General features: G+C 42.9%; 19 protein-coding genes. All 19 read right to left on the reverse strand.

Annotated features, from left to right (window positions below):
• Window position 1 precedes the first annotated feature (1 nt).
• The 19 genes from QPK24_RS16275 to cmk all read right to left on the reverse strand — a co-directional run bounded on the left by QPK24_RS16275 (window position 2) and on the right by cmk (window position 15,584).
• Complete coding sequence (locus tag QPK24_RS16275) at window positions 2–868, reverse strand: UbiA-like polyprenyltransferase (RefSeq protein WP_285742885.1); 867 nt, start codon at window positions 866–868, stop codon at window positions 2–4.
• The gene (locus QPK24_RS16280; RefSeq protein ID WP_285742887.1) at window positions 861–1,589 is read right to left on the reverse strand and encodes a demethylmenaquinone methyltransferase; all 729 of its coding nucleotides are present in this window, start codon (window positions 1,587–1,589) and stop codon (window positions 861–863) included. The genes QPK24_RS16275 and QPK24_RS16280 overlap by 8 nt, the downstream gene beginning before the upstream one ends.
• A 42-nt stretch (window positions 1,590–1,631) precedes the next feature.
• On the reverse strand, window positions 1,632–2,483 hold the full coding sequence (locus QPK24_RS16285) for a heptaprenyl diphosphate synthase component 1 (RefSeq protein ID WP_285742889.1): 852 nt from the start codon (window positions 2,481–2,483) through the stop codon (window positions 1,632–1,634).
• 94 nt (window positions 2,484–2,577) lie between these two features.
• On the reverse strand, window positions 2,578–3,132 hold the full coding sequence (locus QPK24_RS16290; protein ID WP_285742891.1) for a hypothetical protein: 555 nt from the start codon (window positions 3,130–3,132) through the stop codon (window positions 2,578–2,580).
• 127 nt (window positions 3,133–3,259) lie between these two features.
• The gene (gene mtrB / locus QPK24_RS16295) at window positions 3,260–3,487 is read right to left on the reverse strand and encodes a trp RNA-binding attenuation protein MtrB (RefSeq protein ID WP_160033281.1); all 228 of its coding nucleotides are present in this window, start codon (window positions 3,485–3,487) and stop codon (window positions 3,260–3,262) included.
• A gap of 83 nt (window positions 3,488–3,570) precedes the next feature.
• Complete coding sequence (locus QPK24_RS16300) at window positions 3,571–3,843, reverse strand: HU family DNA-binding protein (protein ID WP_191799240.1); 273 nt, start codon at window positions 3,841–3,843, stop codon at window positions 3,571–3,573.
• A gap of 367 nt (window positions 3,844–4,210) precedes the next feature.
• Window positions 4,211–5,689, reverse strand: a complete 1,479-nt coding sequence (spoIVA, locus tag QPK24_RS16305) for a stage IV sporulation protein A (protein WP_213529587.1) — start codon at window positions 5,687–5,689, stop codon at window positions 4,211–4,213.
• Window positions 5,690–6,058: 369 nt separating this feature from the next.
• On the reverse strand, window positions 6,059–7,015 hold the full coding sequence (locus QPK24_RS16310; protein ID WP_285742899.1) for an IS30 family transposase: 957 nt from the start codon (window positions 7,013–7,015) through the stop codon (window positions 6,059–6,061).
• A 169-nt stretch (window positions 7,016–7,184) separates the two neighbouring features.
• Entirely contained in the window at window positions 7,185–7,946 is a 762-nt protein-coding gene (locus tag QPK24_RS16315; protein ID WP_285742901.1) for a hypothetical protein, read from the reverse strand.
• A 48-nt stretch (window positions 7,947–7,994) separates the two neighbouring features.
• Window positions 7,995–8,339, reverse strand: a complete 345-nt coding sequence (locus QPK24_RS16320) for a 2Fe-2S iron-sulfur cluster-binding protein (RefSeq protein ID WP_285742903.1) — start codon at window positions 8,337–8,339, stop codon at window positions 7,995–7,997.
• 38 nt (window positions 8,340–8,377) lie between these two features.
• The gene (locus QPK24_RS16325) at window positions 8,378–8,977 is read right to left on the reverse strand and encodes a hypothetical protein (RefSeq protein WP_285742905.1); all 600 of its coding nucleotides are present in this window, start codon (window positions 8,975–8,977) and stop codon (window positions 8,378–8,380) included.
• Between the two features lie 48 nt (window positions 8,978–9,025).
• A complete protein-coding gene (locus QPK24_RS16330) occupies window positions 9,026–9,205 on the reverse strand; it encodes a DUF2768 family protein (protein WP_160033293.1) in 180 nt (59 codons plus the stop codon).
• A gap of 194 nt (window positions 9,206–9,399) precedes the next feature.
• The gene (locus tag QPK24_RS16335) at window positions 9,400–9,678 is read right to left on the reverse strand and encodes a stage VI sporulation protein F (RefSeq protein ID WP_285742908.1); all 279 of its coding nucleotides are present in this window, start codon (window positions 9,676–9,678) and stop codon (window positions 9,400–9,402) included.
• A gap of 96 nt (window positions 9,679–9,774) precedes the next feature.
• The gene (locus tag QPK24_RS16340) at window positions 9,775–10,815 is read right to left on the reverse strand and encodes an NAD(P)H-dependent glycerol-3-phosphate dehydrogenase (protein WP_285742910.1); all 1,041 of its coding nucleotides are present in this window, start codon (window positions 10,813–10,815) and stop codon (window positions 9,775–9,777) included.
• Window positions 10,808–11,428, reverse strand: a complete 621-nt coding sequence (plsY, locus tag QPK24_RS16345) for a glycerol-3-phosphate 1-O-acyltransferase PlsY (RefSeq protein WP_285742912.1) — start codon at window positions 11,426–11,428, stop codon at window positions 10,808–10,810. The genes QPK24_RS16340 and plsY overlap by 8 nt, the downstream gene beginning before the upstream one ends.
• Before the next feature lie 12 nt (window positions 11,429–11,440).
• Window positions 11,441–12,763 carry a ribosome biogenesis GTPase Der gene (gene der / locus QPK24_RS16350; RefSeq protein ID WP_285742914.1) on the reverse strand — a complete coding sequence of 441 codons (1,323 nt, stop codon included), beginning with the start codon at window positions 12,761–12,763 and terminating at the stop codon, window positions 11,441–11,443.
• Window positions 12,764–12,945: 182 nt separating this feature from the next.
• Entirely contained in the window at window positions 12,946–14,175 is a 1,230-nt protein-coding gene (gene rpsA / locus QPK24_RS16355; RefSeq protein WP_285742916.1) for a 30S ribosomal protein S1, read from the reverse strand.
• 117 nt (window positions 14,176–14,292) lie between these two features.
• On the reverse strand, window positions 14,293–14,883 hold the full coding sequence (locus QPK24_RS16360; RefSeq protein WP_160033305.1) for a lysophospholipid acyltransferase family protein: 591 nt from the start codon (window positions 14,881–14,883) through the stop codon (window positions 14,293–14,295).
• On the reverse strand, window positions 14,880–15,584 hold the full coding sequence (gene cmk, locus QPK24_RS16365) for a (d)CMP kinase (RefSeq protein ID WP_285742919.1): 705 nt from the start codon (window positions 15,582–15,584) through the stop codon (window positions 14,880–14,882). Before cmk ends, QPK24_RS16360 begins: the two co-directional genes overlap by 4 nt.
• Window positions 15,585–15,607 lie beyond the last annotated feature (23 nt).

The following is a 15,607-nucleotide window of genomic DNA, read 5'->3' on the forward strand; positions in this document are numbered from 1 at the left end:
GTTAAAACACCACCACATCAATCAAAGTAAAGACAAAGATTACGATGCTGACTACACTGTTCAGAGTAAAGAAAGCCGTCTGTAAACGACTTAGATCACTCGGTGTCACAATGTAATGCTCATAAATAAGCAGCGCACAAGAGATCAAAATTCCTACTGCATAGATCCAGCTGAGGCCTGTAATAAAGAGTAAGGCAATAAAGCCAGCCGCAGTAATGAGGTGAAATACTTTTGCAATAGTCAATGCTCCAGCAACACCAAAACGCGAAGGAATGGAGTACACGCCTTCTTCTCTATCAAATTCAATATCCTGGCACGCATAAATAATATCAAAACCAGCTGTCCAAAAAGCGGCCGCAACATACAGTACAAGACTGCTCAGGTTAATTTCTCCTGTCACTGCGACCCATCCGCCAAGCGGAGCGAGGGCAATCGTAAAACCTAATACGATATGGCAAGCCCATGTAAATCGTTTCGTATAAGAATAAATAACGAGCATGAATACAGCAATTGGAAGAAGTTTTACTGACAGCGGATTAAGCTGTGATGCCGCCCAAAATAATAAAAGAAAAGAAATAATTACAAAAACAACAACTTCACTGATTTTGAGAAGTCCTGCTGGTATGGCTCGTCCAGCCGTTCTAGGATTCTTGGCATCAATCACACGGTCGATCATTCGATTGAGTCCAAAGGCAGCGCTTCGCGCACCGATCATAGCGAGCAGTACCCAGCCAATCTGAGCCCAACTTGGTAAATGGCCCGTTATTTCTGTTGATCCCAGCACAGCACCCATAAATGCAAATGGCAACGCAAACAGCGTATGCTCAATTTTAATCATTTCTAGAAATATACCAATTTTCTTAAACATGCTGACTCTCCTTGGTCCCGATATGTAATGCTGCTATTCCGCCCGTCAAGGCAAAGGAAGTGACGTTTTGTAAGCCGGTCTCTTTGAAAATCTGTTCGAGTTCCGCTCTTCCAGGAAACATCATAAGGGAGTCAGGTAACCATTTGTACTGTTCGTAACGCTTTGCTAACAGCTTGGCAATGAAAGGAAGCATATTTCTAAAATAAAAATAATACAAACCTTTAAACGGCTGCCAGGTAGGTTTAGAGAGTTCCAGACAGACGACCTTCCCTCCTGGTTTTACTACCCGCTTCATTTCGTTTAATACTTGTTTGATATCCGGCACATTACGAAGACCAAAGCCGATCGTTACGTAATCAAAGCTGTTATCTTCATAAGGCAAACTCATCGCATTTCCCTGAATAAGCGTGATCTGCTGTTTGCGGCCTAATTTTTCAACTTTACGCTGACCTACTTCCAGCATATTGCTGCTAAAATCAAGTCCTTCGATGTGACCCGTTTCACTTGCCTCTGCAAGTGCGAGCGTCCAGTCACAAGTACCGCAGCAGACATCTAGTGCCGTTTGTCCAGGCTGTACATTCATTTTTTTCATTGTGAATTTACGCCAGGCCTTATGCCTCCTAAAGCTAAGCGTGTCATTCATTACATCATACTTACCAGCAATACTCTGAAAAACCGAATGGACGTACTGTTCCTTCGGCTTGTTCCCCCCATGCTGCATGTATAAATACCACCTTTATTTACTTTTCATCAAACCATAAACTTATGCACTTGCCCTATGTATGAAATAGGGTTCTATGAGGGTCTTGAGTTCTTCACAAAGTACATGATCTTGCACTTGACTCTCTAATAAACCTTGAACCAAAAGAACGGACTGGTCTATCTTCTTCGTCAGTACTTCAATTGTTTTATGCTTGTTAATCAGTTCATTCCATTCGGAAGGAGTAACCTTCCCTTTTGCCAAGGCAGAGCGTACATCTGAACTTTCATTCTCATAGACATGTAAATAAGCAAATCTTGATTTTGAACGTTCCACATCGCTAGCAGCTTCCCGTTCTTCAACAAGCAGATCCAAAAGACTAACTGAGGTTAGAAACTGGTCATAAAGCTCTGCTTGCTGCTCCGCAATCATGTTTTGAAAAGAAAGAAACAGCTGCTTCTTCAGCTGTACCGATTCCTGCACATATTCTTCCGAGGAAAGCTTGTGTTTCTTCATACGGTCATAAAGGCTCATCTTCCGTTCATTTAATCGGCAGATCCCATCACTGAGCAAAGCAATAACCGATATATGACCAGACTGGGCCAGCAATTGATAAAACCGCGAACTAAAAAAATCGCCTCCGAGCACCTTTAACTGACGAGAACGCATATCCTGCTCTCCAAGATCTTCTTCCTGAACATCAATCATTTCATGCGTATCTAGTCCCATCTGTACAAGTGCTGTAACTAAGGAAAAGAGTTCGCTGTCCTCAACTGAATGTCTCTGCCCTTGGTTCAAAAACGTGTAAAGCAATTGTACACGGCCATTAGGAAACGTCGGCAATTCCGTATGCCGCTGTATCATATCGTAATCCGTATATTTTTTTGCAAGATTTGCTACGCGGTATGAAATCATTATAAATCCTCCGAGCGTTCATTCAAAAGTAATCAATCATCTTCGTCACAATCTTATCTATTATAACATATGTTTCTTATACCCGCACAGGGCATCAATAACCGTTTTCAGAGGAAATAAACTGCTCACGCCATAGATTTGTCTCTGTCATATGGAACCTTTGGATCAGTTCGTCAGGTAACACCGAATTTTTCCATTCCCTTAATTTCATCCATGCTTCTCTGTCCCATTCCGTGCGTTTTATATCTGCAGAGAGAAGTAAATGCCTCTTCCCTGCCCATTCATCTTCCGCAAGCACGCGAAGCATAAGCTGATTTACATTATTCGTTCGTTCCATCGAAAAGGACGCAAGACTCGCAATATCTATATAAATTTCGGAAGGTATGATGGAGTTCCTTGTCACTTTGAGATCTAAGGTCAGCACATTTTTACTCCATTTCACTTTACTGATCGGTGTATTTAGAGAAAGATCATGCAGAGCGTCAACCAAATTTTTATCCGTTAGCGTTACTTGTTCATTTGCCGAAAGCACTTCTTTCGATTCTTCTGCTATCCACATTTTACTTTGTCCCGTAACAAACGTTGACAAAAGTACCGCCGCACCAAGAGACATGACGAGAACAAGGGATAATATTCTACGCTTTTTCAATAGATAGACCTCCTGTCCTTCTTATTGTAAGCATCAAACAGAAGGCCCATACTCTATTGTACAACGAAAAAAACAGGCTATGCCTGCTTTTTAAAATGAAAAGACGGTTTCTAGTTTCCCGCTCTTTTTATTGATCTGATTCAATAACACCGTGTTTTGTCATGACTTCTGCTTTGCCGCGAATTTTAATAGCAGAGGTATGATCTGTAAATTGTGCGATGAGAACCTCACCCTTATCAAGCTTCTCCGTATGGTGGAACCGGGTATCATGACCTCGTGTCAAACCAATGACATGAACACCGTTCTCTTTTGCCTTGATTACGATATAATCCCCGTTGTTGATTGGACCTTCCATGAACTTCACCCCTTCCTGCTAAAAAGAAAAAAGCCGTGAACGAATTCACGGACTTTTCGATTACATAAAAGTATGTAGAAATCTTATTTGATTCCGTCTTTGAGCGCTTTACCTGGTTTAAAAGCAGGAATTTTGCTCGCTGGAATTTCGATTTCCTCACCTGTTTGCGGGTTACGTCCTTTACGTGCAGAACGCTCGCGTACTTCAAAGTTACCAAAACCAACGAGTTGTACTTTGTCACCTTTTTGCAACGCTTCAGAAATAGCTTCGAATACGGCATCAACCGCTTTCGTTACATCTTTCTTAGGCAGTTCAGTAGATTCAGCTACTTGTGTGATCAGATCCGATTTATTCAAGTCAATTCACCTCCTGATAATATTATCTAAGTGTTATACTTTGTTCCCGTTTCATCACAAAATATACATAAGATATACCTATTCCCAAGTAATATTGTTCATAGGTTCATACTTTCTCCGCATGAGACTAGGTTCATATGGTTACTTCAAGTGAATCTCTATCCCTCAAGCGGAACAAGGTTTATAGTAATACAGTCAGAACACAATTTCAAGTAGAATCACTGTTCTCGGGACAAAATTGATAAAAAGACATACTTCTAATAGATTATTTCCCCTATTTTGTCAGAGAACGAAGATACACAAAATAACCGAAAGGGAGAAACCCCTACGGTTATTTTGGCGGTAAATCTATGGGCCAGGCCATGAATTACAATATGATTGCTATCAGTCCGCCGGAACCTTCGTTAATGATCCGTCCGAGCGTCTCTTGGAGTTTATATCTTGCATTATCCGGCATCATGGCAATTTTACCTTGGATTCCTTCCCTTACAATGGAATGCAGGGAACGACCAAACATATCTGAATCCCATACCTTAATTGGATCATTTTCGAAATCCTGCATGAGATATCGGACTAGTTCCTCACTCTGTTTCTCGGTACCAATAATCGGTGCAAATTCAGACTCTACATCGACACGGATCATGTGGATCGATGGTGCTGTTGCTTTCAGCCTAACCCCAAATCTAGTTCCTTGACGGATAAGTTCGGGTTCATCCAAAGCCATCTCAGCAAGCGATGGAGCAGCAATTCCGTACCCCGTTGTTTTGACCATTTCCAGTGCTTCTGCGAAACGGTCATACTCCTTTTTGGCGTGGGAGAAGTCCTGCATCAGTTGCAAGAGGTGATCCTTACCTCTAATCTCAATTCCCACTACCTCATATAAAATCTGATCATAAAGCTCATCTGGCGCATAGAGATCAATCTCTGCAACCCCTTGCCCCATATTCATTCCACTGAGTCCTGCCCGGTCAATAAATTCATATTCCATAAACTGAGATACTACATGATCCACATCTCTTAGTCTGCGAATATCCTTTACTGTATCCCGAACGGAGTTCTCATAACTTGCACGCAGCCAGTGATTTTCATTCAGTACCATAACCCAGCTTGGTAAATTTACATTCACCTCGTGAACCGGGAATTCATACAGTACTTCTCGAAGCACACCGGTAACATCCTCTTCTGTCATCGTTGCAGCACTTAATGTCATAACAGGGACATCATATTTTTCAGCAAGTTCAGCACGAAGTTGTAAGGCTTCTTCGCCCTTAGGTTTCGTTGAGTTTATGATGAGAACAAAAGGTTTACCTACTTCTTTCAGTTCAGCGATGACTCTTTCTTCGGATTCCACATAGGATTCACGTGCAATCTCCGCAATCGTGCCATCAGTTGTGACCACGACACCAAGTGTGGAATGTTCCTGAATGACCTTTCGTGTCCCAATCTCTGCTGCTTCCTGAAAAGGAATCGGTTCTTCAAACCAAGGTGTAGAAATCATGCGGGGGCCATTTTCATCTTCATACCCTTTGGCTCCCTCTACCGCATATCCTACACAATCCACAAGACGGACATTAACATCAAGGCCATCTGCTACTTTAATCTGTACGGCACTGTTAGGTACAAATTTAGGTTCAGTGGTCATTATTGTTTTTCCAGCTGCACTTTGCGGAAGTTCATCAATCGCCCTTACTCTGTCTGCTTCATTCGTAATGTTAGGTAAAACAATTGTTTCCATGAATCGTTTGATGAATGTTGATTTCCCTGTGCGAACTGCACCGACTACTCCGAGATAAATGTCTCCACCGGTTCGCTCAGCAATGTCTTTGAAAATGTCTACTTTTTCCAAGTGAAATCCCCTCCTAAACATACTCCGAAGGAAAAATGCTAAAGAGCATCCGCTTCGTTTTCAATCAGAAGACGTTAATCCCTGCAACGGTAGAGCAGTTATAACGATTGCCCGGAAGTCGTCCGCCGCCGACATATCACATTCTGATGAAAGAAAGATGAGCGGCGTAACTCGTACATGCTTTTGGACTAGTATCATAGTATGTACATGACCTTTGCAGTATGACGTCTTTTCTATTTTTTTTGGTTGGTTATTCTCGAAGCACTCTCTTTTTAAGAAGATTCATGATCTCCCGAAGACCATCCACGCTAAATATATGAATGCTAGCTATCAATTATGACGAATGGCACTTTAATATATGACGGATTGTCAATCCAAGTGCGACACTTCTTCTTCAAATGATTCGTGAGCAGTTTTCCATCCCAAACATTTCCTTGGTCTGTTGTTAATAAGTTGGAGGGCGTGTTCTAATTCTTCCTCGGTCACCTTTGCAAAGTCCTTTCCTTTTGGGAAGAACTCTCGAAGGAGCCCGTTTCCATTCTCATTGGAGCCTCGTTGCCATGAGGAATAAGGATCTGCAAAATATACCGTCATACCGTGTGACTCTTCCAATTCACGAAAGCACGCGAACTCTTTACCACGGTCTACGGTAGCTGTCTGGAAGGTTTGGGCAGGGTACTGTGCAGCAACTACACCAATAGCAATTTCCATTGATAATGAAGTGCGATCTGGCATTTTAATAGCAGTGTATAGCCTTGTTTTTCGCTCGATACATGTAGCGACACAAGCCTTACTTTTTCCTCGGCTGGAGACGACCGTGTCCAGTTCCCAGTGTCCAAAGGTTTCACGGGAACGAATCTCTTTAGGCCGTTGTTTGATAGAAGTGCCTACGAGGAAGCGACCTCGTTTTTCTTGGGGTTTTTGTCTTTTTCCTTTGTGTCTTAACTGCTGAACGGTGTTACGAATCATACGTCCTTGATAAAGCCAGCAATAGATCGTTTTGAACGAAACCATGGGCTCTCCTTTCAGTCTATAACGCATAGAGATTTGCTCAGGAGACCAGGTTTCGTGAAGTCGCTGTTCAATTTCTTTTCCGAGTGTCTCCGTCCATTTTTCTCTAGGTTTCTGAGCTTGGCGAAGATGCTTATAACGATGCTCTGATGCTACCGCTTGATAACCATTTAGGCTTTGATTTTTCCTCAGTTCCCGGCTGATCGTGGAATGATGACGATCCAATTCGCGAGCAATGGCTCGGGCGGACAGCCCCAGTTGATGTAATACTTCTAGTTTACTGCGTTCAATTATGCTAAGATGTGTGTAGCTCATGGCGGATTCTCCTTGTAGGTGTTGTGTGGTAACTCCATTCTACACGAATCCGGCCATGGGCCATTTTTAATTTTGAACTAGGTGTCGCACTTCATATTACAATCCGTCATATAAAAACACCGCCCCTCAGTGGGACGGTGTAATGGATGTTGTTCATGCTAGACCATGATTATGAAAGAGACGGGACAGCAATAGGCTGACCGCCATCCCATGTATAAGGGAGTGATTTTACAGGCACAAAATGAGATTCTTCCGTCAGGTATTTCCTTACGTCTTCCGAGCTTTTGGGACTAATTTTCTTTCGATCAATAAGCTGCATAATGTCAAAAGCATAATCTGCATACACTGTTCCTTCAGGATCTATGATGTAAGGAAGTATTTCACCAGAATAGACACTTGCCAGATCTTCAACCCGGTTTCCCGAATTTTGAATGGCTTCTATGTCCACTAGATGAATGTTTGGATAAATCTCTTCCTTCACTGGCCAGGTTCCATGAGAGGCATAATAAGAATCAACTAGACGCTGAACTAGAGTTACTTTTTGAACAGTTATAAGATCCATTACTTTTATAACCGGATCGACTTCTTCATTTTGAACGAGGAAATACGCACTTCCGCCTTTTTCAAAAGCCGTCTTTGGAATATCGTCAATATATCCCTCCCGTTCAAGCTTGCTCATATCAACACGAAATTTCTCGTATATAGGGACTTCAGCCCCAGCCGTAACAATCGGCAAAACACCCTTCGAGTCCTGAAAGGCATCTATGGCATTCTGAACCCTTGAGACACTCCCGTCATAATTTGTGGCCCACGCTTCTTTGTTACTACTCCCTGAAGATTGCATACAGCCCGACAGCAACAACATGAACGCAGCTATAACAGCACATAGGAAAACACGCTGTTTTCTTATGTTTCCGTATATTTCCCTCATTAATTAAGCCCATCCTTTATTAGAATCTAGCTATCTTTTTTCGGAATCTTACCAAAGCGTATCTTCTTCAGCTTGTCTTTCGAGCTGTTTACGAATCGCTGCTTTCAGCTTATCCTCAGGTACTTGAACGGTAACTGAGTCCTGAACAGCAGCCTGACAAGCTAAACGTGTCCCATGATCGATCCATGTGCCGAGCTTGTTACGTTCAGCTCTTCCTGGTTTACTCAGATGACCTTCTTCTCCTTCAGGAACATTCACTTTGCACATCATACATCCAGCCTTGCCTCCGCACCTTGTAGGGATCGTAATCCCTGCTAAACGACTTGCTTGAAGTAAAGTAACTCCCTGCTTCACTTCAACCTGTTTGCCACTTGGTAAAAAGGTTACCTTCATCACTTACCCCCTGCTTGTCCGTGCTCAGTATAGCTGTATCAGAGCCGCCCTTGTTCTCGTAATACATTTCCATCTATCCCCAGTACATCCTCCAACTGTTTCAGATGTGCTGGTGACCATACATTACGGCAAATGAGATCTTTTACTAAAGGGGTATGAGCTTCTATATTTTCTTTCATTTTCTTTGCTATAAGCTCATATCGATCTGCCCGCTCACGAAGGATGTTAAACATGAGCTCATGACTTAGCGGTGTCATAGATATGGAAAGATGCGTACCCGGAATATTATATTTCTTTGCATGAGGTATCAAAAAAGCAATATCTGTTCGATAAAGGGAGTCCGATGTACAAATTTCAAACCCTCCGGATAATTCGATAGATGCTTCACCGATCTGATAATGACTAAGCAGAGAAGTATAGGTACCGCTACGATCAAGACGCTGCTCATCGACTGAATAGGAACTAATCTCTTTATGTAAGGGTCTCGCGGTTTCAAAATCAGCATATACATCAATATCATTCGGCGGGTCTGCTAGTTCTACACCCTGCAGCAGAAGGCTGCAGCTTCCTCCTAACAGCCAGTTGTATTGCTTTGGGTTCCAAGCCTTACCTAAGACGTTTAAAGCTGTATCAAGCACTTATCATGACTCCAATCGTTTAATGAATTCAGTCTTCCTTGATTTTAATTACATAATGGATACCAGACCACTAAGAAGTCCGAGCAGCATAATTATAAAAGCAAGGAAAGATAAAACTCCTTTTATTATACCCTTTGTCTTCGCACGTGCAAAAGTAATCAGGAAGACAGACAATCCCATAATTAGCACAGCGATAATCGAAAGCCACATCTTGTCCATTGCATCCATGTTTCATCCTCCAATACATCTATTGATCCCAGAAAACAAGGTATTACCCATCTTTTTTCAGATAAGGTGATTATAACATGAAAACTTAACCATTCCTCCTTGTAAAAAGAAAAAGAACAAAGATAATAGGCAGGGGCCCATCTTTGTTCTTCGTAGTAAGAAAGAGGTGAATATCTCTTTCTTACCTGGATCTATTATTTCTTTTTCATCATCATTTTCATGATTGCTTCCATGTTACTCGGATTCATACCGCTTTTCTTGATCGCATTCACGATTTCTTGAATCGTTTCTTCACTGACAGGTACTTTCGCCATTGCAGAAACTTGTTTGATGAGCGTTCTAAGCTGATCCTCATTTTGTAGAGTAGAAGGTTTCACCGTACTAGCGAGCTTTTTCACTGCACCTTCCGTGATCTTCTTCCCTGTCTTTTTATTTATTGCATTTAGAGCATCTTTAGAAATATTGTCTGCCATTTATTCCCCTCCTCAAGACAAAAACTCAACATATTATATGAGCTGTCTTATCGAAGGGTGAAGGGTAATGGAGAAATGAGAAAAGAACCCAGAAGCCTAAGTATGCCACTGCTCCCATGTTTCGAGTCTCATGACTTCCATCTCAGTCTTCGGATCGCGGCCCATCAGCGCTTCTACCGCAGTACGGCTGTCTTTGCCTGTGAAAAGCACTTTATAGAGCTGATCAGCGATCGGCATTTGGACATTATACTTTTGTGATATCGCATGAGCTGCTTCTGTAGTACGAATTCCTTCCACAACCATGCCCATGGCATCTAGTACTTCTTGCAGCGGTTTGCCTTGTCCAAGCGAATATCCAGCACGCCAGTTACGGCTATGCTTGCTTGTTGCGGTCACGACTAAATCCCCTACGCCAGCGAGTCCCGAAAAGGTAAGCGGGTTAGCCCCCATCTCTACACCTATTCGAGCAATCTCCGCAAGGCCGCGGGTTATGATCGCTGCTTTGGCATTATCACCAAATCCAAGACCGTCTGACATTCCTGCACCTAAAGCAATGATATTCTTAAACGCACCTGCTAGTTCAACACCAAGCAAATCTCGATTGGTGTATACTCGAAAGTTCACATTCATGAACAAATCTCGAGCACGATTAGCAAGCTCATCATTTAAGGACGCCACCACAGTTGTGGTCGGTTTTTTCTGAACGACTTCTTCCGCATGACTCGGACCTGAAAGCACAACAATATCTCCCTCAGGACAGCCGAGTTCCTCCGAAATGACAACAGACATTCTCTTTAAAGTTGCCGTTTCAAAGCCTTTCGTTGCATGTACAATCAGTGTGCCTTTTTTGTAAAAAGGCTGCAGCTGTTGTACTACGGAACGCATCGCTGAAGAAGGAGCTACAATAATAATAGCCTGACTGCCTTCTACCGCTTCTTCCATATCATTTGTAGCCCTAATCCGTTCTGATAAAATAATGCCGGGTAAGTACCGAGCATTCGTATGCTGCTCGTTGATCTCAGCAGCTTGCTCGTTACTTCGTGTCCACATGTATACATCATGGCCATTGTCTGCAAGAACACTTGCCAGTGCAGTTCCCCAGCTTCCAGCTACCAGTAACGTTACTTTGTTAGACAACCCGTTTACCCCCTTTTGATGAACGAGATCCCAGCTTATTTTCTTCCCCGCGTATCAGTTTTCTGATATTCGTCCGATGCCTCCAGAAGGCTAGTATACAAATCACGAGACTACACCAAAATATCGGCCATGGATAAAGAAGGATAAATAAGAACACTGGTGTTAGAAATACGAAAATTAAAGAACCTAAGGATACGTATCTAGTAATTACAATACACATAATCGCTATAATTCCTGCATATAAAGCGGGTAACAAACAAAGGGTTGCAAGCACGCCAATGGCGGTTGCAATCCCTTTCCCTCCACGAAAACGGAAAAATACGGGCCAGTTATGACCAACAATAGCAGCGACTCCGCACAGCGCTGGAACCCACTGTGAATCACCGCCAAGCCATTTGCCGATCCATACCGCTGCGATCCCTTTTGCAACGTCAAGTACAAGCACAAGAATAGCCGGTCCTTTACCAAGAACACGTAACGTATTCGTTGCGCCTGCATTGCCGCTTCCATGATCCCGTATATCTATGCCTTTTGTTAGTTTACCAAGCAAAAAGCTAAAGCTTACGGAACCTAGAAGATAGCTGATGATTATAGCCATGATAGCATAAATCACATTGTTTCTCCCCTAACCTTCGTCGGACTTACGCCGAGTAAATATACGAATAGGTGTACCTTCAAAATTGAAAGCAGCACGTATTTTATTCTCAAGATAACGCTCGTAAGAGAAGTGCATCAGTTCCGGATCATTTACAAACACAACTATGGTAGGAGGCTTCACTGCTACTTGTGTTACATAATTAATGCGCAGTCGTCTTCCTTTGTCTGTTGGCGGCGGGTTAATCGCCACTGCATCAGATACTACATCGTTAAGTAAATGAGTCTGAACACGCATGACATGCTGCTGTGATACATGTTGTACTACAGGAAGCAATTTTTGTAAGCGCTGTTTAGTTTTTGCAGATAGGAATACGATCGGTGCATAGGTCATGAACAAGAAATGATCCCGAATATTCTTTTCGAATTCACGCATGGTTTTGTCGTCTTTATCTACAACATCCCATTTGTTCACGACGAATAAAGAAGCTTTACCTGCTTCATAAGCATAACCAGCAATATGCTTGTCCTGATCAATGATTCCCTCTTCGCCGTTAATTACAACCAGTACAACATCTGCACGTTCAATCGCACGCATGGCACGCATTACACTGTATTTCTCAGTAGTTTCATATACCTTACCGCGTTTTCTCATACCTGCCGTGTCAATAAGGACATAGCGCTGACCATCTTTTTCGAATGGAGTATCAATTGCATCCCTTGTTGTTCCGGCAATATCACTTACGATAACGCGTTCTTCCCCAAGAATTGCATTGACTAGCGATGATTTTCCTACATTTGGCCGTCCGATGAGAGCGACTCTAATTACATCCTCATCATACCCATCTTCCTCAAGCTCAGGGAGGTTACTAGCAATCGCATCAAGCAAGTCACCAATGCCCGTACCATGACTTCCGGAGATACCAATCGGATCACCAAAACCAAAAGAATAGAATTCATAAATGAGGTCGCTTCGACCCATATTGTCTACTTTATTAACTGCAACGATGATCGGTTTACCGGATCGATACAGGATTTGAGCCACTTCTTCATCAGCTTGCGTAACGCCTGTCTTCGCATCACACATAAATACGATGACATCAGCTTCTTCAATAGCGAGTTCTGCTTGCATACGGATGGATCTCAGAATGATATCTTCACCATCAATTTCGATTCCTCCCGTATCAATAATACTGAAAGGTTTGCCGTTCCATTCCGCCACACCATACAAACGGTCACGCGTAATTCCCGGTTTATCCTCCACAATGGCCAACCGATCGCCGATGATCCGGTTAAAAATTGTTGATTTTCCTACATTCGGACGTCCGACTATAGCCACAACGGGTCTTGCCATAAAATACACTCCTCCTGTCACTTCTTACGCTTCATCATAGCAAAAAAAAGATAATTAAGCTAATGCTTTCCTTATCCAAAAAACAGGTTCTAACAACAATCGGCGAACCCCGAAGGATCCGCCAATCGTGATTAGCAACCTGTTAGTGTTGCCTGTATGAAGATAAGCTTAACGCGACTTCATTATTTAAATTTACTTAATTTATCACCGAAAAGGTCGCCCAGTGTAACGCTGAGTCCTTCGTTGCTCAAAGAAACGTTAGGGTTGTTAACCACTTCACGTGGAGCATTTGATTTTCTGGATTTTTCAGCACGCGGCGCTGCATCAGCAGGAGCTTCTTCTGTTTCTTTGATGCTCAGGCTTGCACGTTGCTCAGCAGGGTTCAGTTCCAGAACTTTCACTTGAACTTCTTGTCCTTCTTTCAGAACTTCATGCGGAGTACCGATGTGTTTGTGAGAAATCTGGGAAATATGAACCAAACCTTCTACACCTGGTGCGATTTCTACGAAAGCACCAAACTGAACCAGACGTTTTACAGTACCTGTTACGATATCGCCTGTTTTGAACTGATCTGCAGCCGTTTCCCAAGGACCTGGTTGTGCTGCTTTGATACTGAGGCTGATTTTACCTTTTTCAGGGTCAACTTTCAGTACTTTCACATTCACTTTTTCGCCTTCGGAAAGAACGTCAGCTGGTTTATCCACATGGCTCCAAGCAATCTCGGATACGTGAACAAGACCGTCAACGCCGCCTACATCTACGAAAGCTCCAAATTGAGTCAGGCGCTGTACAGTACCTTCAATTTGTTGTCCTTCAGTAAGTTCAGCAATCACTTTTTGTTTGTTAACTTCGTGTTCTGCATCTAGAACATCTTTTTGGGAAAGGATTACTTTGTTAGCTTCACGATCAAGTTCTTTTACTACAACGCGAAGTGTTTTTCCTTTGTAATCACTGAAATCTTCCACAAAATGACGCTCAACCATAGAAGCAGGGATGAATCCGCGTACGCCAACGTCAGCAACTACGCCGCCTTTAACGACATCGGATACAACAACTTCAAATACTTCACCAGACTCTTGTTTTTTAGCAAGATCTTCCCAAGCATTTTCGCTATCGATTGCACGTTTGGAAAGAACGAGTTTTTCTTTCTCGTCATCGATGCTGACTACTTTGCATTCCACTTCTTGGCCAACTTCTACTGCTTCGCTGATATTATCCACTTGTACAGAGGAAAGTTCGCGAACTGGAATCACACCGTCATATTTATATCCAATACTTACATAAGCTTGGTTATCTTCCAATTTGACAATGGTTCCTTTTACAGTATCGCCTTTTTTTAATGATACGAATGAATCCAATTCATCTTGGGTTGCTGCTTCTGTTACTTCTTGATTTTTAGTTTCTTCCGACATAATCAATACCCTCCTCAATTCAAAAACCCCATTTATTTAAACCTGCCGTAGCAGAGTTCAAAACATAACCTGGTAATGCTTAGCTTACCATAAAATATGATGTGTCATTCATTGGCTTTACGGCTTCGATGGTACACCCGTTTTCGCCATTTCATCAATTTTAGACATAATTTTTTCCGTTGCCCGTTCAAGTGACTCTCCTGTAGGATCATCTCTGAACTCATCTAGATCAACGGGTTCACCGTAAACAATTTTCATTTTTCTGAAAGGTTTGTATTCACCGATTACAGCAGCAGGTACTACAGCAGCTCCGCTTCGCAGTGCGAAACTAGCAGCTCCCTTTTTTCCCATACCGCCATCATTATGCCGACTGCCTTGCGGGAAAATCCCCAAGACTTCTCCACCCCGAAGGATGTTAAGCGCTGTTTTAATGGAATCCTTACTCACACCGCCCCGTTTCACAGGGAATGCTCCGAGTTCTTTCAAGATCGGACCGAGTACCGGAACTTCAAACAATTCACTTTTTGCCATAAATCGGATCTTGCGGTGAATCTTAATTCCAAGAGTTGGCGGGTCAAAGTTACTAATGTGATTACAACACAATACCACGCCGCCTTCGCGGGGAATATTCTCTCTCCCGGTGGCCTCTAAACGAAATAGAACAGTGTAAATTACGTTTAACAGAAACCGACCAATTGAATAAATCATAATCCAACCTCTCCCCTGACTTCCATACAGCGCGTTACAATGTGTTCAACAACCTCATCAATACTCATTGATGTGGTATCAAGAACGAAGGCATCTTCTGCTTGACGCAGCGGCGAAACTTCACGTTCCTGATCCAGCTTGTCCCGAGCCGCAATCTCTCTCTCGAGCTGGTCAAGTGTTACCTCTTCCGTCTTATCGAGTTCCTTGAACCTACGAAGTGCACGTTCCCTAACGCTTGCGGTCATAAAAATTTTCACTTCTGCATCGGGTAAAACCGTCGTTCCGATGTCCCTTCCATCCATAACAACGCCCTTGCGAAGTGCCATTTTTCTCTGCATCTCAACAAGGTGATGACGCAAATCTTCGATTTGCGAATATAAGGATACAACTCCAGTAACTTCTCTCGAACGGATCGGCCCTGATACTTCTTCCCCATTAAGGAATACCTTCTGCCCGCCTTCCGCTGGTATAAGTTCAATATCCAGTTTTCTAACGTGTGCAAGTACGGTATCTACCTCTTCTGGTTTAATCTCATGGCGAAGCATATAATAGGTTACAGCACGATACATAGCGCCTGTATCCACGTACACATAAGACAGTTTGCTCGCCACGCGTCTAGCAACGGTACTTTTCCCAGCTCCTGCGGGACCGTCAATAGCCACGTTCAGTTTCCCGTTCTCTGCTGTATTCTGGCTTGTCAACGGGGCATTCCTCCTCAAACTTA

Origin of the sequence: Paenibacillus polygoni (genome assembly GCF_030263935.1) — a bacterium.
GTDB classification, from domain to species: domain Bacteria; phylum Bacillota; class Bacilli; order Paenibacillales; family Paenibacillaceae; genus Paenibacillus; species Paenibacillus polygoni.

What these genes read in the sequence shown, in the direction of transcription:
- QPK24_RS16275 (WP_285742885.1), bottom strand. Translation starts at nt 868, where the DNA reads ATGTTTAAGAAAATTGGTATATTTCTAGAAATGATTAAAATTGAGCAT.
- QPK24_RS16280 (WP_285742887.1), bottom strand. Translation starts at nt 1,589, where the DNA reads ATGCAGCATGGGGGGAACAAGCCGAAGGAACAGTACGTCCATTCGGTT.
- QPK24_RS16285 (WP_285742889.1), bottom strand. Translation starts at nt 2,483, where the DNA reads ATGATTTCATACCGCGTAGCAAATCTTGCAAAAAAATATACGGATTAC.
- mtrB (WP_160033281.1), bottom strand. Translation starts at nt 3,487, where the DNA reads ATGGAAGGTCCAATCAACAACGGGGATTATATCGTAATCAAGGCAAAA.
- QPK24_RS16310 (WP_285742899.1), bottom strand. Translation starts at nt 7,015, where the DNA reads ATGAGCTACACACATCTTAGCATAATTGAACGCAGTAAACTAGAAGTA.
- QPK24_RS16315 (WP_285742901.1), bottom strand. Translation starts at nt 7,946, where the DNA reads ATGAGGGAAATATACGGAAACATAAGAAAACAGCGTGTTTTCCTATGT.
- QPK24_RS16320 (WP_285742903.1), bottom strand. Translation starts at nt 8,339, where the DNA reads ATGAAGGTAACCTTTTTACCAAGTGGCAAACAGGTTGAAGTGAAGCAG.
- QPK24_RS16330 (WP_160033293.1), bottom strand. Translation starts at nt 9,205, where the DNA reads ATGGATGCAATGGACAAGATGTGGCTTTCGATTATCGCTGTGCTAATT.
- QPK24_RS16335 (WP_285742908.1), bottom strand. Translation starts at nt 9,678, where the DNA reads ATGGCAGACAATATTTCTAAAGATGCTCTAAATGCAATAAATAAAAAG.
- der (WP_285742914.1), bottom strand. Translation starts at nt 12,763, where the DNA reads ATGGCAAGACCCGTTGTGGCTATAGTCGGACGTCCGAATGTAGGAAAA.
- rpsA (WP_285742916.1), bottom strand. Translation starts at nt 14,175, where the DNA reads ATGTCGGAAGAAACTAAAAATCAAGAAGTAACAGAAGCAGCAACCCAA.
- QPK24_RS16360 (WP_160033305.1), bottom strand. Translation starts at nt 14,883, where the DNA reads ATGATTTATTCAATTGGTCGGTTTCTGTTAAACGTAATTTACACTGTT.